Consider the following 26051-nt stretch of genomic DNA (forward strand, 5'->3'; position numbering starts at 1 on the left):
GATTCACTTCTTAAATGGATAATCACATCAAAATTGAAAATTTTTAATGGAACTTCAGTATGTTTGCTGAAGTTCTTTTGCATTTTAACAATATGTCTTGAAACAAAAAGAGGTTCAATGCAAAACGTTTGATAAATCACCATAATTGTGCTTTGAAATAACTTTTTTTCAAGTGATGTAAAACTGCTGCAAAAATTTGAACAAAATGAAATGAAAAATAATGGGATTTTATGGTGTATCTCTTTCTATATTAATTTATGGCTGTAAATCATATGTGTAAGCGCTTGTATCAACGGGAATCCGTTAGAATAAAGCGCTTTTAGAATTGTGAAAAGATTTACAAATAGCATTGACAAAATTAAGAGTGGTTTTATTATGGATTTGATGCGGAGCGATTCTCCGTATAAATCCTAAATTCGTTCGAAAGAGGAAAGGAGAACTTCAATTTTATGGATTTCAATTTAACAGAACAACAGAAACTGATGCAGAAGTTGTTCCGGGAAGTTGCCGAAGCAGAAGTCAAAGAAAACGCTGCTGACGTTGATGAAAAAGAACGTTTCCCAAAAGAAAGCGTTGAAGTCATGCGGCAGGCAAAAATGCTTGGTATCCCATATCCAAGAGAATACGGCGGAGCCGGTGCGGATTATCTGTCCTACATTCTGGCAGTCGAAGAACTGAGCAAAACATGTGCAACAACAGGTGTTGTACTTTCCGCTCATACGTCCCTGGGAACCTGGCCAATCGCTCAGTATGGAACTCCTGAACAGAAAGAAAAGTATCTGACTGCTTTAGCCAGCGGAGAAAAACTTGGTGCATTTGGTCTGACTGAACCAAACGCAGGTACTGACGCTGCTGGCCAGCAGACTACAGCCGTACTTGATGGCGATGATTATGTCATCAATGGAACAAAGATTTTTATCACCAATGCCGGTGAAGCTGATGTCTACATCATTTTTGCAATGACAGACAAGTCAAAAGGAACTCGTGGTATCTCCGCCTTTATCGTCGATAAGGATACTCCGGGCTTCACAATCGGACAGCATGAAAAGAAACTTGGTATTCGCGGTTCCGCTACTTCCGAGCTGATCTTTAATAATGCACGTGTTCCGAAAGAAAACCTTCTTGGAAAAGAAGGACAGGGATTCAAAATTGCTATGTCCACTCTTGATGGCGGACGTATTGGTATTGCAGCTCAGGCTCTTGGTATTGCTGAAGGCGCATTAGCTGAAACGGTTGAATACGTTAAGCAGAGAAAACAGTTCGGCCGTCCAATCGCTAAATTCCAGAACACCCAGTTCCAGCTTGCTAATATGCAGACTCAGATCGATGCTGCAAAAATGCTTGTTTACAGAGCTGCGATGGCTAAAGAAGAAGGCAAACCTTATACCGTTCTTGCAGCGGAAGCTAAATTATTTGCAGCTGAAACCGCAATGGATGTAACAACTAAGTGCATTCAGCTGATGGGTGGATATGGTTATACCCGTGACCTGCCTGTTGAAAGAATGTTCCGTGACGCTAAGATTACTGAGATCTATGAAGGAACTTCCGAAGTACAGCGTATGGTTATCTCCGGAGCACTGCTTCGCTAATTGGAAAGGAATCTGGGAAAAATGAAAATTGCTGTATTGATCAAACAGGTACCGGACTCCACAGAAATTACTGTTGATAAAAACACAGGAACTCTCGTCCGCGATGGCGTACCTTCCATTATGAATCCGGATGACCTTGCCGGACTTGAAGCCGCTCTGGCTTTAAAAGACAAAGATGATTCCATCGACATCACTGTTGTGTCCATGGGACCTCCTCAGGCTGCTGGCATGCTTCAAGAAGCGATTGCCCGCGGTGCTGATCACGCAGTTCTGTTAACTGACCGTCGTCTTGGCGGTGCTGACACCTGCGCAACCAGCCGTACTCTTGCTGCGGCTTTAAACAAAATCGGTTATGACTTTATCATTGCCGGACGTCAGGCTATCGATGGGGATACTGCTCAGGTTGGTCCACAGACCGCTGAGCGTTTAGGTCTGCCTCAGGTAACTTATGTTGACGAAATCCTTGAACTGACTCCTGAATACGCCAAAGTTAAAAAATCTCTCGAAGATGAAGAACAGGTAGTCAAAGTGAAGCTGCCGGCTGTAATTACTACTCTTTCCGGTATGAATAAGCCACGTTACATGAACTGCATTGACATTGTTGATTCTTTCAATAATCCAGTCCAGATCATGACTTACGATGATATTAAAGATGACCTGCCGCAGGACCTGATCGGTCTGGCTGGTTCTCCAACCAAGGTTCACAGAACCTTCACCAAAAACGTTTCCGCTGCTACTGAAAAATTCGATCTGCCAGCTGATGAAACTGCAGACCGCATTGTTGAAGCTCTCAAAGAAAAGCAGCTGATCAAGAAGTAGAAAGGGAATCACAAGAATGGCTACATTTCCAGATTACAAAGACATTTATGTTTTTGTTGAACAGAAAGACTCTGAGCCTGCCGAAGTTGGCTATGAGCTGATTTCCGAGGCTCGCAAGCTGGTTGCTTCCGCTCCTGAACTTGGTTTTCAGGTAGTCGGAGTTCTGCTTGGCGAAAACGTAAAAGATAAAGCACAGGATGTTATTGCCCATGGCGCTGACAAGGTGATCGTTGTTGACGATCCACTGCTGAAGGATTATTCCACACAGTTCTATACAGATGCTCTGACTCAGGTCATCAATGAATTCAAACCTGATTCATTACTGACTGGAGCTACAGTTCTTGGACGCGACCTGGCTCCACGTGTGGCAGCCCGCATCAATGCCGGACTGACTGCTGATGCGACTGGCATCGAAATTGATCCAACAAAGGTTGCTGATGGCGACGCATTACTGCTCGTTACTCGTCCAACATTTGGCGGTAACCTGTTTGGTACCATCGTCTGCCCGAATACTCGCCCGCAGATGGCTACCATTCGACCAAAAGTATTTGACTTAGCTCCTGTTGATGAAACAAGAACTGGAGAAGTAATTGAATTTGCTCCGGTTTGGAATTCAACAGAACCCGAAGTTGTTGTTGAAGAAGTTCTTCCAAAGAAAATTGAAGGCGTAGATATCGCTAAATGCAATATCTTGATCGGTGCCGGACGTGGTGCTGAAGGATGTCTTCCTCTTCTTGAAGAAGCTGCCAAGGAACTCGGCGGTGAAGTCTGTGCTACACGTGCCGTTGTTGAAGATGGCTTCATGGATAAATCACGCCAGGTTGGTCAGACTGGTAAAACAGTTCGTCCAACTCTGTACATTGCCTGTGGTATTTCCGGTGCTGTACAGCATGTGGCTGGTATGGAAAAATCAGACTTTATCATTGCAATCAACCGTGATCCTGAAGCTGAAATTTTCACAATTTCCAACCTTGGATTTATCGGTGACGTTAACCAGGTTCTGCCGCTCCTGGTAGAAGGGCTGAAAAAAGCAAGAAAAGCTTAATAATTGAGGAGAATTGTAACAATGAAAAAAATTGGTGTAATCGGCGCCGGAACCATGGGACAGGGCATTGCTAATGCCTTTGCTTCTGCTGGAAACGACGTAACTGTAGTTGACGTAAAAAAAGAATGGGCTGAAAACGGAATCAATAAAATTAAAGCTTCCAAAGATAAGCTCGTTGCTAAAGGCAAAATTTCTGCTGAAGATGCAGAAGCTGCTAAAGCCAACCTCAAAGCTGGTGAATATGAAGATCTTGCAGATGCGGATCTGATCGTTGAAGCCGCTCTTGAAGACATGAAGCTGAAAAAAGAAGTCTTCAAAAAACTTGATGACATCGTTAAAGAAGATGCTGTATTTGGAACAAATACTTCTTCTTTATCCATTACCGAAATCGCAAATGGAATCAAACATCCAGTCATCGGTATGCACTTCTTCAACCCGGCTGACCGCATGAAATTAGTTGAAGTCATCTCTGGTGCCAATACTCCGGAAGAAACAAAGACTTTTGTCATCGAAACAGCTAAAGAAATCGGTAAAACTCCGGTTGAAGTGAACGAAGGACCTGGTTTCGTTGTAAACCGTATCCTGATCCCAATGGTAAACGAAGCGACTGGCATTCTGCAGGAAGGCATCGCGTCTGTAGAAGACATCGATACAGCGATGCAGCTTGGTGCCAACCATCCAATGGGTCCACTTGCTTTAGGTGACTTAATCGGTCTTGATATCGTTCTTGCAATCATGAACGTTCTTTATGATGAAACTGGCGATCCAAAATATCGTCCAACTACTCTGTTAAAGAAAATGGTTCGTGCTGGCAAGCTTGGACGTAAAACTGGTGAAGGTTTCTACAACTACAAGAAATAGTTTTTCTGTAAATTAGAAATCGATAAATATACAAGATGCTTATGGGTATTCAATCAGCATCCATAAGTATTTATAATCATTAATATCCGGATGGTCTTCATCCTGTCCAGAATTAAACAGAAAAGGGAGAAGCAAACCAGTTTCTCCCTTTTCATTTTTCTATAATTTTTCGATTTGATCGATTTTATATTAAGAGAACGGATGATCACCATTAAATGGATCAGCTTTATTTCTATTTCAGGAAAGGATTAATCATGGAATACGTACTTTTAGAAAAAGACGGTAATGTTTCAACAATTACTATTAATAACCCAAAGGCTCTGAATGCCCTTTCTACTGCAGTATTAAAAGATCTTGAAGAAGCTGTGAATACTGTTGCTGCGGATGATGATACTTACGCAGTCATTATCACTGGTGCAGGTCCAAAATCTTTTGTTGCTGGCGCAGATATCGCTGAAATGAAGGATAAGAATCAGGAAGAAGCCGCTGAATACGGTGCTTATGGAAACAAAATTTTCCGTCAGATCGAAACAATGGATAAACCGGTAATTGCTGCTATCAATGGATTTGCTCTTGGCGGCGGCAACGAACTGGCTATGTCCTGCGATATTCGTCTGGCTGCAGATAATGCGGTTTTTGGTCAGCCAGAAGTAGGATTAGGAATTACTCCTGGCTTTGGCGGAACTCAGAGACTAGCCCGTATCGTTCCAGTTGGCATCGCAAAAGAAATTATCTATGGGGGCAGAAACATCAAGGCTGATAAAGCACTTCAGATTGGTCTGGTAAATGCAGTTTATCCACAGGAAGAACTGATGAATGCTGCAATGAAATTAGCAAAAGGCATTGCCAAGAATGCTCCTAAAGCCGTAGCCGCAAGCAAACGGGCGATCAACAAAGGCCTGGAAGGTACAATGGATGAAGGCATTGCGATCGAAGTCGACGAATTCTCCAACTGCTTCAATACTGAAGATCAGACTTATGGAATGGAATACTTCCTTGATAAAAATAAGGAAAAACCAGCTAAACAGTTTAAGAATAAATAAATTACAGGAGCTTTTAAATGAGTAAAGTAATTACGCCTCAACAGGCTGCCGAACTGATTCAGGATGGGGACCGGGTATCGATGAGCGGATTCATTGGCATGTGTCACCCTCAGGAAATCACTTATGCCATTGAAGAAAGATTCTTAAAAACCGGGCATCCTAACAATGTAGATCTCTTCTTCCCAACAAATGTTGGCGATGGAACAGATAAACTTGGAATGAATCATCTGGCCCATGAAGGTTTGCTTCGATCCATCGTAGGTGGGCATTGGAATCTGGTCCCAGCGCTGGCAAAACTCGTGAATGAGAATAAAGTCCAGGCCTGGAATCTGCCAATTGGAACATTAAGCCAGCTTCTTCGCGAGATCGCTGGCAATCGCCCAGGAGTCATCACAAAAATCGGTCTGAATACATTTGTCGATCCGCGTTTACAGGGCGGTAAAATGAATGATATTACAAAAGAAGACCTGGTAGAACTGATGGTCATTGATGGCGAGGAATACCTTCGTTATAAACCTCTGAAGATCGATGTCGGAGTAATTCGTGGTACATATGCAGATGAAAGCGGAAATATGACCATGGAAAAGGAAGCTGCTTTTCTGGACGCTTTAGCGATGGCTCAGGCGGTTAAAAATAATGGGGGCATCGTGATTGCTCAGGTCGAAGATGTCGTTGCGGATGGTTCCTTAAATCCGAAGGATGTCAAAGTTCCCGGAATCTGTATCGACTATATCGTAAAAGGAACTCCTGAGAATCATTGGCAGACTTATATGAATCCATATCTGCCAGAACTTTCCGGACAGATTAAGAAGCCAATGAATCAAATCGAAGCCATGCCTTTAAATGCTCGAAAAGTCATCAGCCGACGGGCTGCCATGGAACTAAGTCCTAATGCGGTGGTAAACCTTGGAATCGGTATTCCCGAAGGAATTGCCAAAGTAGCCAATGAAGAAAATCTGCCTGGTCTGAAACTGACTGTAGAAGCCGGGAACATCGGAGGAGTTCCTTCAAGTGGGGTAGGGTTTGGCTCTGCAACCAATCCTGAGTGCACAATTGACTCTCCAGCCATGTTCGACTTCTATGATGGCGGAGGTCTCGATCAGGCTTTCTTAGGACTGGCTGAGTGTGATAAGAATGGTAATATCAACGTATCCCGATTTGGTCCTAGAATTGCAGGGTGCGGTGGATTTATCAATATTACCCAATCCACTCCCGTTGTTGTATTCTGCGGCACTTTCACGGCTAAGGGACTCAAAGAAAAAATCGGCGACGGGAAACTTGAAATTGTTCAGGAAGGGGCCGTTAAGAAGTTTAAGAATGCGATCGATCAGATTACATTCTCTTCAGAGTTCGCTAAAAAAGCCAATCAGAAAGTATTATATGTAACTGAACGCGCAGTTTTTGAACTTCATGATGGAGTATTTACCCTGACAGAAATTGCACCTGGAGTCGATTTACAAAAGGACATTCTCGATCAGATGGAATTCACCCCAAAGATCTCAAAAGATCTCAAACTAATGGATGAAAGATTATTCAAGGACGAAAAAATGGGGCTTCAAGCTAACTCGTAAATTCAGAGTTAAATTGGAATTTGTTTTTTTAGTTCAAAATCTAAATTTAGTATTTAAATACATTCTTTATTAATGCCAGTTCATACAAAAGCAGGTATGAGCTGGCTTTTTGTATGAATTCTCAACGAGAAACAATACAGATCAGCTTATTCAGAAATAGAAGATAAAGAAATATACTTTTTTGCCTTTCACTGATTTTCATAGTTTTCAGACAGTTTCAAAGTTAGTTCATCAAATTCAGAACTGTTTTGGCAAGCATGGTCTGATTTGACTATAATAGAAGTTGGCGAAAGCCAGGGGAAAAGAAATTAGATACTGACAGTATCAATGATTATTAAAGATTATAAGGCAAGGGGTTCTTTATCGAATGAGAAAGATTATTCAAGCTTTAGCCGCAGCTGCACTTCTAATCAGTGTGGCAGGATGCTCTAGTGTAAATTCTGAAAAAACAACTGCTCTTTCCTTAATGGAAGAGATTAACAATAAAAATGTCTATTTTGCTGATCCAAATGCCAGGCTCTGGTATGAGATCAATACAAAATATTTTAGGGATTCCAATGGGGATGGCAAAGGTGATTTAAAGGGAGTCATCGACGCTCTTCCATACTTAAGTGATGATGATCCATCACTGGCAGAAAAAGATTTGAATATGACGGGGGTGTATTTAACTGACATCATTTCTGAAGATTCAGCTGGTTTTGTTCTGGATTATTTCAAATTGAACAGCGAAGTAGGAAATGAAGAATACCTCACTGAACTGACTCAAAAGGGAAATGAGCTGGATATTCCTGTAATGATTAACCTGGATCTATCCTCCTGCTCAGTGAAATCTCCATATTTTGAAGACGTACTAAAACATGCAAACGAGCTGGGAAAGGAAGCCGCGCTTACCGATTTAAATTCAGAATATGCCCAAATGTTTTCAATTACTGATGAACAGCCGAATTCAAACTGGATTCCATTAGGTCATTCGCCGTTTTTCTATCTGGGATTTAACGGCACCGATGCGCCAAATTTTTCACAGGATTCTGAAGCATTCAGAACGATGGTCAGAAAAGTCATTGAACATTATCTGTCTTTGGGAGTTCAGGGGTTCTATATTGAAGATATGAACGCATTTTATTCTAATTCCAAGGAGAAAAATGCGGAGTTTTCTTCATGGCTTGTAAATACAGTCACTGAGCTCAACCCAAATGCGATTGTTGTATTCAGTACAGCCAATTTAGAGTCAGATCTTTCGTCTGTTGATGGATGGATTGCGTTATCGAAGAATGCAGGAGTCGAAGGAGATCTGGCCAAAGCGGCAACAGGGACGATCAGCGCCAAAGAGCTTGGTGATCTGATTGAGCAATCCAATCAGAAAATTGCTTATCCAGCCACATATGTAAATACCCCAGAAAATACACTTGACCTTTTAAAGACTGAAAAAAAGGCAAATACATTTAAAATGCTGATGGCTCTGCAGATGCTTTCAAGTGGTCAGATTTTTATCACTGCTGGAGATGAAATTGGACTTCCAAGCAACGAATTTGATCTAGTCAGTGAGGCATTATCTCCAGTGCTTATGGAAGCATCTTCTGAAAATGCCAAGAAGAATTCTGATTCGAAAGATCAACAGTCTGATCCAGATAAAAAAAGCCAGGATCAGATGGCTGAAATCAGAGACCAGCTGACTTTTGGCTCTTTTTCAGAGCAAAAAGAAGATGGAAATTCGGTATTGAACTTTATCCTGCAGGCCATTTTGCTTCGTGATTCCTATACCGCAATCAGCAGTGGAAAAACCGAAGTAGTAAATGACCTGAATACAGAGGATATACTTGTATTAAAAAAGAGTGTAGAAAATTCGGAAGTGATGGTAATTTATAATTTTGGTGATACTGAGCAAAAAGTAAATGTTGAGAATATGACCTTATCTGGATTACCTGTTGAAATTGGAGGCGTTTTACTGACTTCTGACCAGAGTGTTCATATGGAAAATGGGCAGCTGCTCATGCCGGCTCAGAGCGTCTGTGTATTAAAGTAACCAAGACTCAAAAACGATAAATCATCCACATTGACTATGAAGTCCATTAATTAAAACGGATCACCGGTGATTGCTCAATGCAGTTTTCATATCCAGGATGAAACTGTGATATGCTAAAATCCGTTTTCAAATTTGATGTTCTTGATGAACTCCATCTGTAATTATCTTTAAAGAGACCTTGAGATGGATTGAAAAATGAAGTAAGGAGAATAAATTATGATCTTTTTCAGAAATGATTATGGTGAAGGATGTGTTGATTCGATCATGCAGCTTCTCATTAAATCAAACGAGGAATCACATCCGGGGTATGGCTGTGACGAATACAGTAAACGGGCAGCAGAAATAATCCAGTCAAAACTGCCGGACACTCCTTCAGATATTCATTTTATTGTTTCAGGGACTCTGGCTAATCTGACAATGATCCGCCATTGTCTTCGTCCTTATGAAGTTGTGCTCGCTGCTGATACAGCTCATATTGTCGTCCATGAAGCGGGAGCGATTGAAGCCATCGGGCACAAAGTATTTACCATTCCCAACAGCAATGGAAAGATTACTCCTTCATCTCTGGAAAGAGCTTATCTGCGGATTATTGAAGACACGACAATTTTTCAGGTGCCAAGGCTGGTTTATATTTCCAATTCAACCGAACTGGGAACCGTCTATACACGAAATGAACTTGAAAAGCTCTCTGAGATATGCAAGAAATTTGATATGTATCTGATGATGGATGGAGCCCGCTTAGGTCCCGCGTTGATGTCAGGTGTTGACTATTCACTCAATGATATTGCCAGATGGTGCGATATCTTTGATATCGGCGGGACCAAAAATGGTGGTTTATTCGGTGAAGCCATTGTGATCACCAATCCAGATTTAAAACCTTATTTCCGCTATGTACAGAAACAGAGCGGAGCGATCATGGCTAAAGGATGGCTGATCGCTTTACAGTTTATTGGTCTGTTTGAAAATGATGATTTTTATAAATGCGCTAAACATGCCAATGAATTAGCTAAACAGATTCAGGACTCAGCGATTGAATTGGGTTATCCAATGTATATGCGTTCAACCACAAACCAGATTTTCATCGTCTTAAATCAGATCCAGTATAAGTATCTCAAAGAGAGAATCGACTTTGAAATCTGGGGGACCTGGGGTAATGATACGGTGATTCGATTATGCACGAGTTGGCATACGAGTCAGGAAGAGGTAGATTATCTGAAGGTTTATATGAAAGAGGCTATGGATCAATATGTTCTTTCTGTTCAGACTGAAGAGGAAAAAGAAGTTTCATCAGAAGAAAAGGAATGACTCCGGTTTTTAGCAGACTTTACTTTTGTCAGATTGTTATCTGACCTGCAAAAACGATATCAACAATGGTTAAAAAGGCTCGAATCAACAGGGGCAGAGCTGCTGCCTGCTGATTCGAGCTTTTCATATTTGGCGGATTGGCGATGAGTTAGTTGGTGATTGATTTTATGAATGCTTTTTGAAGTAAGCATTTCAGGATTGAGGATTATTCAGCTTCAATTCATCAAATTCCAGATTTTCAGTAAGCGTCCAGCCAATGATCCCCTGTTTTTTCACCTGTGTTTTGCTGCCATAGGATTGAATGACTTTAACGGCTTCACCCTGTCTTAATGGCATCTCATAATTGGTAAAATCGGTTCCCTTATGGCCTTTGAGAAAATCATTATCAATCCAGAAGGTTCTTTTTAAATAGGGAGAATATACTCTGGATGATGTTTCTCCTTCTTCGACGACTTCAACTTCACCTCGATTAAAGCTGATCACAAAGCTGGTTCTATTTTTGGGATGAGTTGTCACCTTGGCTCTGGCTAATGGCAGATGATCAATAAAATCCGTACTGACCAGATTGCCGTCAAAAATGATTGCATTGAGCTGGCCAGCTTTTTTTACCATATTTCCGCCGTCAATTGAGAAAATATTACTTTCGGAAAAGAAACGGGGATTACAGTCGGCTTTAAAACGGCAGTATTCACTGACTGGCATATGTCCAACAACAATCATTTTAGTAAAGCGCATCTCACACTCGGCAAACAACGGATAGGTCAGAACATAACTGAAATCATCTGCATAGGTCTTTTCATCTATAAGACCGGCATGAGAATAAATTCGTTTTGGAGTTTCGATCACGTGCGGCAGATCATTTAAAAATGAAAGTTCAGCAAGAAAATGTTTACGAAGTTCATAAGCCAATTGATCCATGTCGGTTTCATCGCTTAATGGATCCAAAGCCGCTTCCTGAATCATTTCATGTATGAGTGAACCTTTTCTCTTAAGCAGAACTTCTTTAATAAAGTCCAGACGGTAGGAATACAAAAAGTTCTTCGCTACAAAATCGCAGTTTCCCATAACGGCATAAACATTTTCTTCTTCGGTCTGCTTTTTGATCTGTCTTAAAAGCTTTAAGTTTTCGAATCCTTTTTCAACGAGATCTCCCAGAAGAATTAAGCGGTCCTGGCCAGGCTGATAATTAATCTTTTTTAAAAGCAGATTATACCCATCATAATCCCCATGAATATCAGAGATTACAATTTCCCGGCCTTCAAAGGAATCTAACCAGATGGATTTTACTTTTCGATTCATCGAAACAGAAACCTCAGGAACTCATCCGCTTCGGCTTCCCAGGACTCTTCAGAATGTGTTCCATAAACTTTCATATTGAACTGTAAACGGCATCCCTTTTGGATTAACAGATTTGAAAGATCTGTGATCGCTTTAGTTTCCATGACAAATTCATGAGCATTATGGCCTTCTCTAACACCCCATGAAATATACAGGTTTTCTGGCTGCTTAATATAGGTTCTCGAGATATCCATCATCAAATTCGAAATACTTGGAATGAGATAAGGAGAAATCACCAGTGATTTGGAGAAGATGGAACTATAACGATAGGCTCCAAATAAAGCCATCAGACCGCCGCAGCTTGATCCGCCTATAAAGGTATGCATGCGATCAGGCTGTGTTGGAAAATGCATATCAATATAAGGCTTCAAATCATGAATAATGAAATGCATTGTCTTTTTCCCCAGACCATCAAAGGCAGTTCCGAATTCTGGATCATAGAAAGGGAAGGGGGCATATTCAGATAGACGGGCATTACCTTCATGAGAACATTCGATCCCGACCACGATCAGTCTAGGTAAATCTGGATTTTGAAGATGACCAATCAAGCGCCAGGAGCGGCCGTAAGTGGCATCTTCATCATTGAATAGATTGTGTCCGTCAAACATATAAAGGACCGGAAGGTCCTCCTGCAGCATATAATCGTCTGGCAGGTACATATGTACAGGAACATTCCGGCCCAGTTTACGGGCATATATATCGAACTTAAGAATCAAATTGCATCATGCCTTTCTTTTGAAACTGTCTTCATAAAAAGACTGACGTCTTTCTGGAGACGTAAATCTTGCTTTGATCGTAACATCTCCCATAGCGGATGCAAAAGCAGGAGGCAATTTTTCAAGTCCAATGATTTCAACTTTGTATTTTTCCATGATTTCGTCAACAGAATAAGCGTATTCATTTCCGTTGCGGCGTCCGACAAATCCTGCTGAATATTTCGCCTTGTCTTCTTTATCGTTGGTCTGATTCAGAAGAACATTAGCCCAGATGTCATAAATATCTACATCATACGTGTAGTTGATCAGATCTGGAGCAAATCCGCCTGGTGTTCTGAAATTCACTTCAAGACCGACCAGATCGCCCTGCTTGCCAAGACCTTCGGTATCCTTCTTAAGACGGAAATATTCACCATGAAAGAAACGGTTTTTAATACCGAAGCTGTCTACTACACGCTGTGCAATTTCACGGTATTCCTGTGGAAGCTCGAGTGTATAGTAGGAACCGATTGAGTCATGATTCTGAACAGAATCCATGCAGTTGGAAACATATTCCATACTGCCAAGGAAACGAATCTTTCCTGCAGAATCCGCAACGCCATCAAGGGTAACAATATCGCCTTCCACATATTTTTCCAGAATCATCTGCGCACCAAGGTTTTTAGCCTCATTCCAGTAATGTCGAAGTTCGTTTTCATCATGAATATGGTAAGTAAAGCTGGCTCCAACACCATGGTCTGGTTTTAAAACCAATGAATAACCCACTCGATTTCCAAAGCCCAGAGCTTCGTCCAGAGTCTGCGGCAGACAATACGGAGTTGTCTTTAATCCTGCTTTTTCATAGTAGGCTTTCATTGCGGATTTGGACTGGAATTCAATGATTTTTTCCTGAGAGAAACCAGTCTTGACATTAAAATCATCACGAAGGCGCGCATCCAGTTCAAGCCATGCTTCGTTGTTGGATTCAATCCAGTCAATTTTTCCGTATTTATAGGAGAAATAAGCTACAGCTTTAAACACTTCATCGTAATTATTAAAGCTGCTTACTTTATAGCATTCATCCATATTTTCGCGCAGTTCCGGGCGAAGAGATTCGTAGGGAGTATCAATTACGCAAAGCACACGCGCTCCATTCTTTTTTAGTCCTCTGGCAAACATCCAATAGTTTTCAGGATAGTTTGGCGAGATAAAGACAAAATTTACCATGTTTTTTTCCTCTCATATCATTTTCTCTTTTTTCTTATTTTATAATTCTCAATTTATTGAATCAGCAGCATGAAGGGATTGATTCAGCTTCCTTTAAACATCATTAGGTTAATGCAGGTTTCTGATCCCAAATGAGTTCCTTCGAAGATATTTTAGAACTTCAGTAAAATGTTTTCATCAATTTTCAGAAACAAGTCATGAAATCTTAAAAAATATCAGAAGCTCCTTGAACCTTTTATGTAAAGTACGAAAGTAAAAAGCATTGAATCAATCAGTGATCCTTTTCCTTTAATAATGCATGATAGATCGCAATAATCGTTTTGCCATCGCGAATTGAACCTTGTTCAATGGCTCTTTTTGCTTCATCCAGATCCATCCATAAAGACGTAATGTCTTCGCCTTCATCAAGCGGTCGTCTTTGATTCACTTCACTTAGTCCAAGGCATTCGTAAACATAGATGACTTCAGTGGAATAACCTGGAGTTGGCCAGAAAGCAGTAATCAGATTCATCTTTTCACAGGTAAGCCCTGCTTCTTCATTGAGTTCTCGAAGCCCGGTCACGTCAGGTTTTTCATGTGGTTCAATGGTTCCTGCCGGAATCTCGAGAGTGATCGCATCAGCAGCCGTTCTGGTCTGCCTGACCAGAAGAATCTGGTGATCTTTGACACAAGATAATGCAACCCCGCCATGGTGAACAACAAGATCACGGATGCACTCACGTCCATCAATTTCAACTTCTTTTTGAATTACATCAAAAACATGTCCATGAAATATTTCTTTTTCTCTCATAAATTATGCTCCTTATTCCTGCAATGATTAGATGCAGGTGTGTTTGTTTTTTTTTTGATGTTTTGTATTCGATTTGTATAATGAGTTTCAAAAAGCCAGAAAGCCTTTGAATGCTCCGGTAAAATTTTATCTGAGTCTTTCTGTAAAAAGAACTTGAACTACTGAAATGGAAATGAAAACAGAGTCAATTTCGATCGGAAGTAACTTCTGCTTTAATCTATTCGTTCAGGCAATCAAAAAGCGAAGATCAGCTTTTTGAGATTCTCAGTCTACGGTGTTCAGAAAAGCCTGGGCAATGGCTTCTCCAATGCGCTTCTGAAACTGGGAGTCAGAAATTTTGGCATAATCTTCGCTGTTTGTCAGATATCCCATCTGCAGCATGATTGATGGCAGCGCTAAATCCGATAAAAGGGTAAAGTTAGCGTAGTGATCGGTATCGAGACCTTCGAAAACTGAAAAGTTAGTCGCCTGAATCTGCGTGGCAATCTCATTTGCCAGGGTGTCTAGCTGCTCGTTATCAGGCTGCGTAAATACTGAGAATCCTTTTGAAAGAGAATCCCCGGTATTAAACCGTATGGAGATCAGATACTGCGGATTCATGCTTTTTGCAATATCCAGGCGGTTCTGATCGCTTTCAGTTCGGGTGTTAAAAGTTTCAACATTGTCATACCAACGGGTATATTCCAAATGATAACCAGCCGATTCAAGAGCGCCTCCAATATTAATGGCAAGCTGCATGGCAACGTCTTTTTCGGCTAAATGACCCACAGGATCATAACCGGCATCCATCCCACCCTTATCAGGATCAATTACGATGGTTGCCTGCGATTTGGAGGTCTTTCTGGATATATCGTCATTCGTTAAAACAGAATCCGTCATTTCAGGAGTACGAATTTGCGCTGTCTGAGTTTTCGCATCAAGGTTAGGCTGAATAATAAACAACACAAACAACGCCAGCAGAAAAAAAGATATTGCTCTTTTCATACATTCGAACTCCTTTCGTTTATCTATCTGAAATCAGAGCCATCAAGAACAGTCATTTCAGATATTTTTCACTATATAATAAATATTCATTGGTACCTGAAGCTGTTGAATGCCAAAGTCGGATACAGCCTTTTGGTCTGAACAATTGATGAACAATTGTTCACTTCTTAATCATCAATACAGCAAATTCAAATCAGCTGCTTTGTTATAGACTTTCTTTGTTGAGTTGGTATTAATTTTATCGGATTAAAATAAAATCTTTATAAGACAAGATTCTCAAAATAACTGCCCAGAAAGACAGACTGCCTGTCTGTTTTAAGATCGGGCTTGATCTGTTAAGAAACGATATCTTTCATTCATCCGATAAACTTCAATAGATTACCATCCGGATCATTAATTCGCTATGATTCTATATAATGAGATCTTTTAAAAAAAGATTGGAAGAAACTCCATATCAGAGATGACAAAATGAAAGCGATAACGCAATCCTAACCGAAAAACGCGATTAAAAATTTCGTTTATGAATTCTGTAGGTGATTCAAATGGCTCAGTCTGGTCAGAATCAGATTTGTTTGAGAGATTCAAGTTGAATATCTTAGCAAATGTTCGATAACGAAATCTTTGAAACAGGTCATTCGATTTTAAAATATATGGTCTGGATTCTTCCTGAACGTATTTTACCATTGGATTTTTTTTGAGGAATAACCACTTTAGCATTTACATTAAAGCTTCGATTGACCACTCAGAAGAATGAATTGGATCAATGATTTCAATTTGCTAAATTGAGATGAGATCTGTCAAAATAAGAAACTCTGACAGAAAGGAGAAAGCGGCCTCGTAACGTTTAAAAATTCGAGAACAGGAATTCGAGAACACGATAAACGACCGCGTCTACGTTATGAAATTCAGTGCTGAACTTGAACAGTTTGAAGGACCTCTTGATTTAATGCTGCACTTGATTCAGAAGAATAAACTCGATTTGTTTGATCTGGATTTAGATCAGCTGGCGGATCAGTATTGTGCTTTTATCCGGAAGGTTTCTTCAGAAGAGCTGGAAAACGCGAGTGAATATCTTGTCGAATTTACGATACTTCTTGAATATAAATCAAAAAGGCTGCTTCCGAAAAAAGAAGAAGAAGCTGACTCTGAATATGAGGAAGACCAGAGGGATCGTCTGGTCGCCAGACTGCTTGAATATCAGCGGTTTAAGGAACTTTCAACCTGTCTTGAGCAGAAGCTGGAAGAAAGAAGCCGTAAATTTGATCGCCAGCCGGCTTCCATGATTGATGAATGGTCAATCCCAAGGCAAAGCGATGCCCTGATTCATGTTCCTCTGGATGATTTGCTGAAGGCGATGAAACGAGTTCTTCAGCGGCAGGCGATTCTGAATCCTCTGGATACATCGGTTGAAATGAGGGAGCTTTCGATTGAAGAAAGAATCGAGCAGATCAAAGAGCGGCTGGTCATCATGAAAAACCCCAGCCGCTTTGAATGGTTTTTAGAAGATATAAACAGTCTGCATGAGATGATCGTTACTTTTTTAGCCATTCTTGAATTGATCCACATGCAGGTTCTGGCTTTTCGATTAGAAAACAAAAATGAAAATTTATCTCAAATTAAAGATTCAGAAATAAGTCATTCTGATGTCTCAAATGATGCAAAAGCCGATGATCAGAAATCGGAGTGGAATGACAATCTGCCAGGAAGTAAAAAAACTGAAACTGAAACTCTGAAGGAGGCAGACGAAATTATATGGCTGTATCGAATCTAGAAACCATATCAACTGAAGACCAGAAAAAAGTCGATCGTCAATCGGATCATCAAAATCAAATCCTGCAGCAGGATGAAGCAAATGAACAAACAGATACACCGTTAAGCTTAAAGGCAATGATTGAAGGTTTAATCTTTATTGCCGGAGAAGATGGATTAAGTCTTTTACAGATTCAATCAGTTCTCTTCAATACAACCCGGACTCAAATCTCTCAGGTCCTTGACGAGATCAGAAAAGAGTATGAACTGTCTGATCATGGCTTTGAATTGATGTGTTTTGGCGGGCGCTATAAATTCATTTCAAAAGAAGCCGTTTATACCAAAGCCAAAAAGCTGTATGAAGAAATCATTGTTCCTTCGCTTTCTTCAGCTGCCTTAGAGACACTCGCAATTATTGCTTACCGTCAGCCTATCACCCGCGTAGAAATTGAAGCGGTTCGTGGAGTCAGCTGTGAAGCCATGCTTAAGAAACTGCAGGCCAGAGAACTCATCGAAACCGATGGTCGTTCAGACGCAGTTGGAAAACCATTGCTATACAAAGTGAGTGATCATTTCATGGATGTTTTTGGAATTGAAACTCTTGAAGAACTGCCAGAGCTGAAGGTACAGGAAAGTGAGGGACTTTTATTTGGATCAGTAAGCGATCTGAAAGGCGATGATCAATTTTCTGATATCAGTACAGAGGATTTTGTCATATCTCGATTATCCGATTAATAAACCAGACACTTTGTGCAATCAGATCAATATAATCCAGTCAATTTGTTTTACTAATTTCAAATGATTCAGATCATTCAAAGAAATTGAATCAATACCATTAAGAAAAGCATTGCGATGAAAAGCTGTACACAATAATTACATTGGATTCATGAGGGCCATTCAGCAGGATGTTCAAGCCTGCTGAATGGCTCTTTTTTCATGCTAAAGTTATGAATCGTGATAAGCTGAAAGTATTCAATAATATAATAATCCAATAAGATCACGATTTACTGGTCTTGGAATGCGGTGAATTGAGATTGCCTTGATTCACTCTTAAGGAAAGAAGGTTCAATGATGGAAAGACTGCAGAAAGTCATAGCGCAGGCTGGAATCTGTTCTCGAAGAAAAGCTGAAGAACTGATCCTGAATGGAAAAGTGAAAGTCAATGGTAAGGTTGTCAATGTATTGGGGACAAAAGTTCGAGGAGATGACAATATCACTGTAAATGGAAAAAGAATTGACAAGGAAGAAAAAATATACTTTGTTCTGAACAAGCCAAAGGGATGCGTATGTACGGTAAAAGATGATAAGGAAGGACGTAAAACCGTTTTAGATTATGTTCCTTCTGAACACAGACTCTATCCAGTTGGCCGTCTTGATTATGATACCAGCGGAGTTCTGCTTATGACTAACGATGGCGATTTTACAAACAAGATGATTCATCCTCGATATCATCTTCCTAAGACATATGAAGTCAATATCCAGGGTATTCTCAGCGATGACGATATAAGAAAACTCAGAAAAGGATTCACATTCGAAGGAGAAACTTATGCTCCTGCCAAGGTATTTGTGCGAGAGAAAGATTACAGCCGTGATCGAATGCAGCTGACTCTGACTATTTTTGAAGGAAAGAATCATCAGGTTAAAAATATGATGAAGGCTCTGGGAAAAGAAGTCCGCAGACTGAATCGCTATCAGTTTGGAAATGTAACAGTAGATGGTCTTCGTCCTGGCGAATGCCGAAAACTCAAACGCCATGACGTAAAGGAATTGTTGAAAATGGCAGAAGATGGAGCAAAAGAGTGAAACAGGTCTTTGCAAAAAATCCGGTAAATCTCAATGAAAATTTCTGCCTGGATGAAAAACAGGCTCACCATATATTCGATGTATTAAGATCATCACCCAAAGAAACGATTCGACTGGTTCATGAAGATGAAATCTACCTGGCTCATCCGCAGGAAAAGCCTTTTCTGTATGTTTTCGGAGTCGAAAAAGCTGATTTACGCCTGGTTGATGTCACTTTATGCGCTGCTTTAATCAAGCAGGATAAGTGGGAACTGATGCTTCAGAAAGCAGCAGAGCTGGGAGTCAGCCGGATTGTTCCATTTGAATGTAAAAACACAGTGGTAAAAATCGATGAGAAGAAACTTTCGAAGAAATATGACCGCTGGAGTACAATTCTTGAAGAAGCATGCAAACAGTGTAATCGGGCAGACTATGTCGTCCTTGAACCCATTTCCTCTCTGAAAGGATTGGCCGATTACAAATCCCAATGCAATCTGGTCGCCTATGAAAAAGAAGATGGATCCAATCACATCAGCGCCTGTCTGATGGACAATCCTTCCTCTGTTACTGTAGTGATTGGTCCAGAAGGCGGATTTGAGCCAAAAGAAATCGAAGTCCTTGAATCTTTAGGCTTTGTAGCCTGTTCTTTGGGTTCTCAGATTCTAAGAGCAGAAACTGCGAGCATGTATGTTTTAAGTGTGATTGAATATCAGTCGCATTTAAAACCAGCCAATGATCAGGCCTGAATGATCTGATCTCGGTCTCTTAATCAAAATATCTCAATCAAAAAACTGATGATTTCGTTTTGCAAAACAAGAAGAATTAATCGACTAAAAAACGTTTAAAATGATTGATTCTCTAAGATTACTGCGAATTGATGAATTAAGCCGGCTATCACCAGCAGCCGGTTTTTTATATGAATCGGGAAATCCGGACTAATACGACCTGATCTGACTGGTGCAATTGAATTTGATTATGATAAAATCGATCGGCTGGTAAGAGGAATTAAAACAGGATTCAGGGATGACAATTATCTTTCTTGAATTATATTTTAAGTTTACTGAGGTTTTTTTGGATTAATAATCGATCCACATTAATCCATTTGAGGATTAAATCATACTTATAGAACAAGGAGACCCGGATTGAACAAGATTAGAACGTTTGAAATTATCACCCTTGGATGCAAGGTGAATGAATACGAAACAAGATACTATCAGGAACAGCTTGAAAAGCTGGGCCTTATAGAAATACACAGAGATTCAGAGGATGAATTCAATTCAAATTCATCCAATTTGAATCACAGTCTCAACGAAAAGAACGAGCGATCGGAAAGTGAAGCAGATGTTGTCATTATCAATACTTGCACAGTAACCAATACAGCTGCCGCAAAGAGCCGAAAAAAGATTCGAAAAGCACGCAAGGAAAATCCGGAAGCGATTGTCGTTATTGTGGGCTGCTATGCCCAGGTGGTTGAACCGAACATTGCAGAAGGCCTGCAGGCTGATTTAATTCTGGGCAGTTCTCACAAGTCAGAATTTGGAGCATGGATTGAAAAACTGATGAATCAGAGAGGTTGGATGTCTGATGAATCCAATGGAATTGAATCCAAAGAAAGAAAACTTCATTTCGAGGTCAGTCCGATAGAAGATATATCTGATTTTGATAATATGCCGATTGGACATTTCGAGCATCAGCACCGTGCGTTTTTGAAAATCCAGGATGGGTGCAATCAATACTGTGCTTATTGTCAGATTCCTTTAGCCAGAGGACCCGAACGAAGCCAGATTCCTGCAGAGGTCATCAAAACGGCAAGAAGTCTGACAGAAACCGGACATTTAGAACTGGTGCTGACGGGAATTCATACAGGCCGTTACTCCTTTCGAAAAACAAATCTTTCTATGCTTCTTTCGATGCTCCTTGAAGAAACCGACGAAAATGTCACGTTCAGAATTTCAAGCATCGAGATTACAGAAGTTACTGATGAGCTGCTTGATCTGATGGCTCAAAATCCACGGATTCTGCCTCATCTTCATATCCCGATTCAGGCTGGCTCTGATGAGACTCTGGCTCGCATGAAACGTCCATACACGGTTGAACAATTCAAGAAAAGAGTCTCTGAGATTCGCAAAAAAGTTCCAGATATTTCGATTTCAACTGACGTGATAACCGGATTTGTCCAGGAAAGTGACGAAGAATTTGCGCAGACTGTAAAGAATCTTGAAGAAATTGGCTTTTCGTTCCTGCATGTTTTTCCTTATTCAAGAAGAAAGGGGACAGCCGCTGACAAGATGAGTGGTTTCATCGATGCCGCTGTGGCGAAGAAACGCACTCATGAACTGTTAAAGCTTTCTGATCAGCTTCGTCAAAATGATATGAAGCGGTTCAAAACTTCGGAAATTTTACTCGAAAGACCGGAAAATAATCATCCTGATATTATGCTCGGGTATACTAAACAGTATCATCCAGCAAAAGTTTTACATCCTGTCCAAACAAGCGGCCGAATCGAAGTTAAAATTCTCGGCATAGAGGATGGCGTGTTCATTTGTGAAGAAATTCAGAGGTAAACAATCATGCGTCTATCAAAAATGTTTAAAAATGCTCCAACGGTTAATATATCCGGACTTTGCTTTGATTCTCGAAAAATTAAGCCGGGAGATATGTATTTCTGTCTGCCAGGCTTAACTTTCGATGGTCATGACTTTATCGATCAGGCAGTGGATTCCGGCGCTTTAGCTGTCGTCCATTCCCGAGAGATACCTGAAAAGAAAGAGGGAGCCATTTATATTAAGGTGGATGATGTCAATGAGGCGATGAATCAGGTTGCCCGAATTTTCTATTGCCGACCATCCGATAAAATGAAAATGTTTGGCGTGACGGGCACAAATGGAAAATCTACCATCACCAATATCATTCGTCATTTTCAGGAACCAGAAACACCTTGCGGATACATTGGGACCATTGCCATTTCCTATGGAAACACCAATCTGGCACCCTCTCTGACTACACCTGATACGTTGCTTTTGCAAAAAACGCTTAAGGATATGGTCGATGGAGGAATGAAAGCCTGTGCACTTGAAGTCAGCTCACATGGTCTGGCTTTAGGCCGTGTGGATGGAGTTGATTTTGATGCCGCTGTCTTTACGAATCTGACGTATGATCATCTGGATTTTCATGGAACCATGGAAAACTATTTCGAAGCCAAATCCAAACTTTTCAAGGAACGGGTCAGAAGTGAAGGAGTCAGCATTCTCAATAAGGATGATGAAACGTTCAATCAGCTCTCTTCTGCAAGCAAGGCAAGAGTCATCAGTTATTCCATTAAGCAGGAAGCGGATTATCGGGCAACGAATATCAAACTTCTCGAAGATCACATGGAGTTTGATCTTTCAGTAAAAGGCAAAAAATATCGTGTCGTTTCCAATCTTTTAGGAGAATTCAATATTTATAATTTGCTGGCAGCATTTGCAGCCTGTGCTGAAACCGGATCGGATATTGAAGAGCTGATTGAAAAAGCAAAAGCTATTCCACAGATTGCCGGTCGGTTAGAACAGATCAAGGAAGGACAGGACTTCAATATCATTGTCGATTTTGCTCATACTCCAGATGGAATCGAAAAGATTATGGAGTTCGGACAGTCTATTGCTTCAGAAAATGGCCGTCTGATTGCCGTCTTTGGCTCTGCGGGTAAACGCGATAAAGCCAAGCGTCCCGTATTTGGAGAGATCGCAGATAAGTATTGTTCGAATATCTTCTTAACTGAGGATGATCCTCGCGATGAAGATCCAAAGGAAATTGCCGAAGAAATTAAAAAGGGTATTCACAAAGCGACGACTGTCTTCATTGAAGATCGCTATGAGGCCATACGACAGGCCATCGAAACCGCAAAGAAAGGGGATACCGTCTTGATTCTTGGTAAAGGTGATGAGCCGTTCATGTACCATGAAGAAGGCCGGGTTCCTTGGAAAGGCGATAACACCGTCGCAAAAGAATGTGTTTTACGTCTGTTAGAGGAAAAGAAACTTGGACCTTCTCCGACACGAAAACTCATTTAACAAATTTAAGCCAATTGATTGTCAAATCCTTGAATTATTCTAAATGGCTAAGCATAACTGATTCATTGTAAACATTGACTTATTTCTCTTATTCTAGAAAAGTGCTCTCATAAATTCTGAACTCCCTGTTTTCAGGGAGTTTTTTTAGTTTTGCAAATTCTGTTTTCCTACTTTTGCGCGTTTCTCGACAATTTTTGGTCTTGTTTTTTCATCCGATCTTTCGTGAACATCCTCATGCCTAAGCAAGAAGAAAGTGCGCAGGAAGTCATAGTGAAATCAGATGAATAATGACCGAGACCTTCATACTGAAAAATCGAATCTGAGTTCAGATTTGAAACGCGGAATATATAGTTTTAATAACATTGAAAGTACAATGAAACCGGTTGATCTGAATTATTGTTTCTCGACATTCCTGTCATGCCAATTGCTGACCACTTATGTCAAATGGAATTGATTGAGAGATCCTGAATTTCTAAAATAGAGACATCCTGATCTTTGGCTTGAATTCAAAGAGAAAGGAAGGAAATAGAAAGTGTTGAAGATATGATTGAAATTAGAAATGTAACAAAAAAGTTCGGACCTAAAGTTGCAGTTGATGATGAAAACATCATTATTGACTCTGGACAGATTACCGGTTTTATCGGACCCAATGGAGCTGGCAAAACCACGACAATCAATATGATTACCGGAGTTCTTGATCCAGATCAGGGAGAGATTCTGATTAATGGAAAAAACATTCTGAGTCAGCCGCTTGAGGCAAAAAAGCAGTTTGTATTGATTCCAGATACTCCAGATATCTTTTTGCAGCTGACTGGCCGCGAATACATCAACTTTTTGGCTGATATTTACGAAGTGGATACGCAGGTTCGTAAAGAGCGAATTGAAGATCTGGTCGTACAATTTGATATGGCTTCAGATATCGATGCCAGAATGGCTAGCTATTCTCATGGAATGAGACAAAAAACACTCATCATTGCTGCTCTGGTCTGCGATCCACCCGTGTGGATTCTGGATGAGCCGATGACTGGTCTTGATCCCTCCGCTTCTTTTTTGTTGAAGCAAAAAATGAAGGAACATGCAGCCAAAGGGAATACCGTATTCTTTTCAACGCATGTTTTAGAAGTGGCTGAAAAGCTGTGTGAGCAGATCATCATGATTCACGCTGGAAAGATTATCTATCAGGGAACTCTTGAACAGTTAAGAGATCGCTATCCAGGTCTTTCTCTTGAAGAGATTTTCCTGGAGGTGAACCGCGATGAATAAATTGCTGATTCTGATTCGGGTTCTGCTGAAGAACTCGTACGGGAAAGCGTTCTCGAGTTTAAAAGAAATGGCAAAGTATGGTCTGGTTGTCGTCTGCATGATTCCTTTGATGCTGATGATGTACTCCCAGTTCATGTCCTTCTTTGATCTTGGAATGATTCAGGGTGGAATTGAATTTGGTTTGCTGGCGATGTGCTTAACAAGCTTAATGACAGTATTCTTCTCGTTTCCAACCTATCTGTATTTTTCTGGCGATACCCCAAGACTGATGTCACTGCCGCTGCCTACATGGACAATTGTCTGGTCTAAGACATTCATTGTATTTTTATCGACGGTGGCCTTAAATCTGATTATCCTGATTCCAATGCTGATTGCAGGTCTGATTTCTGGAGCAATCAATATCGTTGGCGTACTGATTTTAGTCGTCGGCACATTATTTCTGTTGTTCAGCGTTCTGTTTATGATTGGCTCGCTATATATCCTAATCATGAAGCTGTTCTCAAAAGTGTTGACTAAGGATACGTTTGTCATCATCAGTACCCTGATTTCCATTGGACTGGCCATTGGTCTGAATGTCGTTATACAATCTGGTGCTCAGCAATCGACTGGCATGACCTTTTTTGATCCATCGACTGTAAGTATTCCTACGGGTCCATTTATCCAGGCTTCATGGCTTGCAAAAGCAGCAGTCTCTTTCGATTTTCTATCGCTGCTCTACTGTATTGCCATGTTTGCGGTTTTAGCCTGGCTGTACCAGTTTTTAGCTCAGAAGTATTATCTGAAAACAGCTGCTGTCTGTGCCGGATCAAGTTCCAAAAAGAGAAAGAACAAAAAGGGCAGTGATCGAAAGCAGCCAGTCTTTACTGAGATGATGAAGACAGAATGGTTTTCGCTCATTCGAATTCCAGCCTATATGATGAACTGCCTGGCTTCCTCATTGATCGTTCCGATTTTATTTATCGTCCTGATTCTGTTTCTTCCATCCTTTAAGGAACTTTCAGAAATGGCAGAAGGTTTAGACATCAGCCTGTTATTTCCTCCATTTGGACTGGGATTTACAGTTGGCTGTGTTTGCACTCTGTTTCTTGGGGCTACGAATATGATCAGTGGAACAGTAATCAGCCGCAGAGGAATTAATGGACTGAAGTTCATGAAGTCCATTCCTGTTTCTTTAAGCAAGCAGGTACTGGCTGGAATGGTTGTTGGACTTCTGGTTACAATAGCAGGAAGTGTTTTATACCTGATTCCAATCAAAATGATTCTGGATACAGATCTGGTCTTCGATCTCTCCTTTGTATTAGGAACATTGATCATCTCCTTACTCATTAACCTGGGAGAATTAATCGTAGATATCATTCATCCAAAACTGATCTGGGAAAATGAAATGCAGTTGATGAAAAACAATTACAATTCGTTAATTGCGATGTTCCTGTTCTGGGTCTATCTGGGATTATCCGCCGGTTTGCTGTTTCTGGTATTTAACGGGGAACTGAATCTGTTTGCGATCATTTATCTGTTGTTCAATCTGATTTTATGCGCTGTAATGTATTGGATGATTCCAAAGCTGACAATCAGGTATCTCAAGAATCTTGATTGAGCTTTCGGTTAAATAGAAATCGATGTTTAAATGATAATCCTATATTCACAATTACATGAACCATTTCAGGGGCTGTTAAATTTCTGACAGTCCAAAAATAAAAAGAGGCACCTGATCCGTAATGGATGAGGTGCCTTTTTTTGGTAAAATATGTTCATGCTCAATAAACAAAATTACCAAACACACTATAACTCGATTCAGGGCCGTTTGCCACTGCTCCATTCTCTCTTCCCTCATATTGAGATGGATTCTGTCTTCACTACTGTCAGTTCCTTTGTCGATGATTATCTCGACCTTGCCCTTTATCCTTCTTTTGAC

21 protein-coding genes are annotated in these 26051 nt (G+C 40.6%); 16 read left to right on the top strand and 5 right to left on the bottom strand.

Going from position 1 to position 26051, the window contains the following annotated elements:
* Positions 1-449 precede the first annotated feature (449 nt).
* The 8 genes from BO222_RS10715 to BO222_RS10750 all read left to right on the top strand — a co-directional run bounded on the left by BO222_RS10715 (position 450) and on the right by BO222_RS10750 (position 10256).
* Positions 450-1589, top strand: a complete 1140-nt coding sequence (locus BO222_RS10715) for an acyl-CoA dehydrogenase (protein WP_075820793.1) — start codon at positions 450-452, stop codon at positions 1587-1589.
* Between the two features lie 21 nt (positions 1590-1610).
* Positions 1611-2408: an electron transfer flavoprotein subunit beta/FixA family protein gene (locus BO222_RS10720; RefSeq protein WP_075820794.1), complete on the top strand. Its 798-nt coding sequence runs from the start codon at positions 1611-1613 to the stop codon at positions 2406-2408.
* 16 nt (positions 2409-2424) lie between these two features.
* Entirely contained in the window at positions 2425-3453 is a 1029-nt protein-coding gene (locus tag BO222_RS10725; protein WP_075820795.1) for an electron transfer flavoprotein subunit alpha/FixB family protein, read from the top strand.
* A gap of 21 nt (positions 3454-3474) precedes the next feature.
* On the top strand, positions 3475-4314 hold the full coding sequence (locus tag BO222_RS10730) for a 3-hydroxyacyl-CoA dehydrogenase family protein (RefSeq protein WP_075820796.1): 840 nt from the start codon (positions 3475-3477) through the stop codon (positions 4312-4314).
* 254 nt (positions 4315-4568) lie between these two features.
* Positions 4569-5357 (top strand): enoyl-CoA hydratase-related protein, encoded by a 789-nt coding sequence (locus tag BO222_RS10735; RefSeq protein ID WP_075820797.1) that lies wholly within the window; start codon positions 4569-4571, stop codon positions 5355-5357.
* Between the two features lie 17 nt (positions 5358-5374).
* Positions 5375-6928, top strand: coding sequence for an acyl CoA:acetate/3-ketoacid CoA transferase (locus BO222_RS10740; RefSeq protein ID WP_075820798.1), 1554 nt, complete (start codon positions 5375-5377; stop codon positions 6926-6928).
* Between the two features lie 367 nt (positions 6929-7295).
* The gene (locus BO222_RS10745; protein ID WP_075820799.1) at positions 7296-8951 is read left to right on the top strand and encodes an alpha-amylase family glycosyl hydrolase; all 1656 of its coding nucleotides are present in this window, start codon (positions 7296-7298) and stop codon (positions 8949-8951) included.
* Between the two features lie 216 nt (positions 8952-9167).
* On the top strand, positions 9168-10256 hold the full coding sequence (locus BO222_RS10750; protein WP_075820800.1) for a threonine aldolase family protein: 1089 nt from the start codon (positions 9168-9170) through the stop codon (positions 10254-10256).
* 192 nt (positions 10257-10448) lie between these two features.
* On the opposite strand, the gene BO222_RS10755 is transcribed toward BO222_RS10750, so the two are convergent.
* From BO222_RS10755 to BO222_RS10775, 5 genes are all read right to left on the bottom strand, one after another.
* On the bottom strand, positions 10449-11555 hold the full coding sequence (locus BO222_RS10755; RefSeq protein WP_075820801.1) for a metallophosphoesterase: 1107 nt from the start codon (positions 11553-11555) through the stop codon (positions 10449-10451).
* Positions 11552-12310 carry an alpha/beta hydrolase gene (locus BO222_RS10760; RefSeq protein WP_075820802.1) on the bottom strand — a complete coding sequence of 253 codons (759 nt, stop codon included), beginning with the start codon at positions 12308-12310 and terminating at the stop codon, positions 11552-11554. Before BO222_RS10760 ends, BO222_RS10755 begins: the two co-directional genes overlap by 4 nt.
* 6 nt (positions 12311-12316) lie before the next feature.
* Positions 12317-13516 carry an ATP-grasp domain-containing protein gene (locus BO222_RS10765; RefSeq protein ID WP_075820803.1) on the bottom strand — a complete coding sequence of 400 codons (1200 nt, stop codon included), beginning with the start codon at positions 13514-13516 and terminating at the stop codon, positions 12317-12319.
* A 271-nt stretch (positions 13517-13787) separates the two neighbouring features.
* The gene (locus BO222_RS10770) at positions 13788-14306 is read right to left on the bottom strand and encodes an NUDIX hydrolase (RefSeq protein WP_075820804.1); all 519 of its coding nucleotides are present in this window, start codon (positions 14304-14306) and stop codon (positions 13788-13790) included.
* A gap of 264 nt (positions 14307-14570) precedes the next feature.
* Positions 14571-15290: an N-acetylmuramoyl-L-alanine amidase gene (locus BO222_RS10775; protein ID WP_075820805.1), complete on the bottom strand. Its 720-nt coding sequence runs from the start codon at positions 15288-15290 to the stop codon at positions 14571-14573.
* 898 nt (positions 15291-16188) lie between these two features.
* On the opposite strand from BO222_RS10775, the gene BO222_RS10785 reads away from it, so the two are divergent.
* The 8 genes from BO222_RS10785 (at position 16189) to BO222_RS10820 (ending at position 25733) form a co-directional block, all read left to right on the top strand.
* Positions 16189-17061 carry a segregation and condensation protein A gene (locus tag BO222_RS10785; protein WP_075820807.1) on the top strand — a complete coding sequence of 291 codons (873 nt, stop codon included), beginning with the start codon at positions 16189-16191 and terminating at the stop codon, positions 17059-17061.
* Positions 17043-17774, top strand: coding sequence for an SMC-Scp complex subunit ScpB (gene scpB, locus BO222_RS10790; RefSeq protein ID WP_233131253.1), 732 nt, complete (start codon positions 17043-17045; stop codon positions 17772-17774). The genes BO222_RS10785 and scpB overlap by 19 nt, the downstream gene beginning before the upstream one ends.
* Positions 17775-18110: 336 nt before the next feature.
* Complete coding sequence (locus tag BO222_RS10795) at positions 18111-18842, top strand: pseudouridine synthase (protein ID WP_075820815.1); 732 nt, start codon at positions 18111-18113, stop codon at positions 18840-18842.
* Positions 18839-19567, top strand: a complete 729-nt coding sequence (locus BO222_RS10800) for an RsmE family RNA methyltransferase (RefSeq protein WP_075820808.1) — start codon at positions 18839-18841, stop codon at positions 19565-19567. The genes BO222_RS10795 and BO222_RS10800 overlap by 4 nt, the downstream gene beginning before the upstream one ends.
* A 396-nt stretch (positions 19568-19963) precedes the next feature.
* Positions 19964-21385, top strand: a complete 1422-nt coding sequence (gene mtaB, locus BO222_RS10805; RefSeq protein WP_233131254.1) for a tRNA (N(6)-L-threonylcarbamoyladenosine(37)-C(2))-methylthiotransferase MtaB — start codon at positions 19964-19966, stop codon at positions 21383-21385.
* A gap of 6 nt (positions 21386-21391) precedes the next feature.
* A complete protein-coding gene (locus BO222_RS10810; protein WP_075820809.1) occupies positions 21392-22873 on the top strand; it encodes a UDP-N-acetylmuramoyl-L-alanyl-D-glutamate--2,6-diaminopimelate ligase in 1482 nt (493 codons plus the stop codon).
* Between the two features lie 543 nt (positions 22874-23416).
* The gene (locus BO222_RS10815) at positions 23417-24136 is read left to right on the top strand and encodes an ABC transporter ATP-binding protein (RefSeq protein WP_075820810.1); all 720 of its coding nucleotides are present in this window, start codon (positions 23417-23419) and stop codon (positions 24134-24136) included.
* The gene (locus BO222_RS10820; protein ID WP_075820811.1) at positions 24129-25733 is read left to right on the top strand and encodes a hypothetical protein; all 1605 of its coding nucleotides are present in this window, start codon (positions 24129-24131) and stop codon (positions 25731-25733) included. The genes BO222_RS10815 and BO222_RS10820 overlap by 8 nt, the downstream gene beginning before the upstream one ends.
* The last annotated feature ends 318 nt before the right edge of the window (positions 25734-26051 follow it).

Origin of the sequence: Ileibacterium valens (assembly GCF_001945525.1) — a bacterium.
Taxonomy (GTDB): domain Bacteria; phylum Bacillota_I; class Bacilli_A; order Erysipelotrichales; family Erysipelotrichaceae; genus Ileibacterium; species Ileibacterium valens.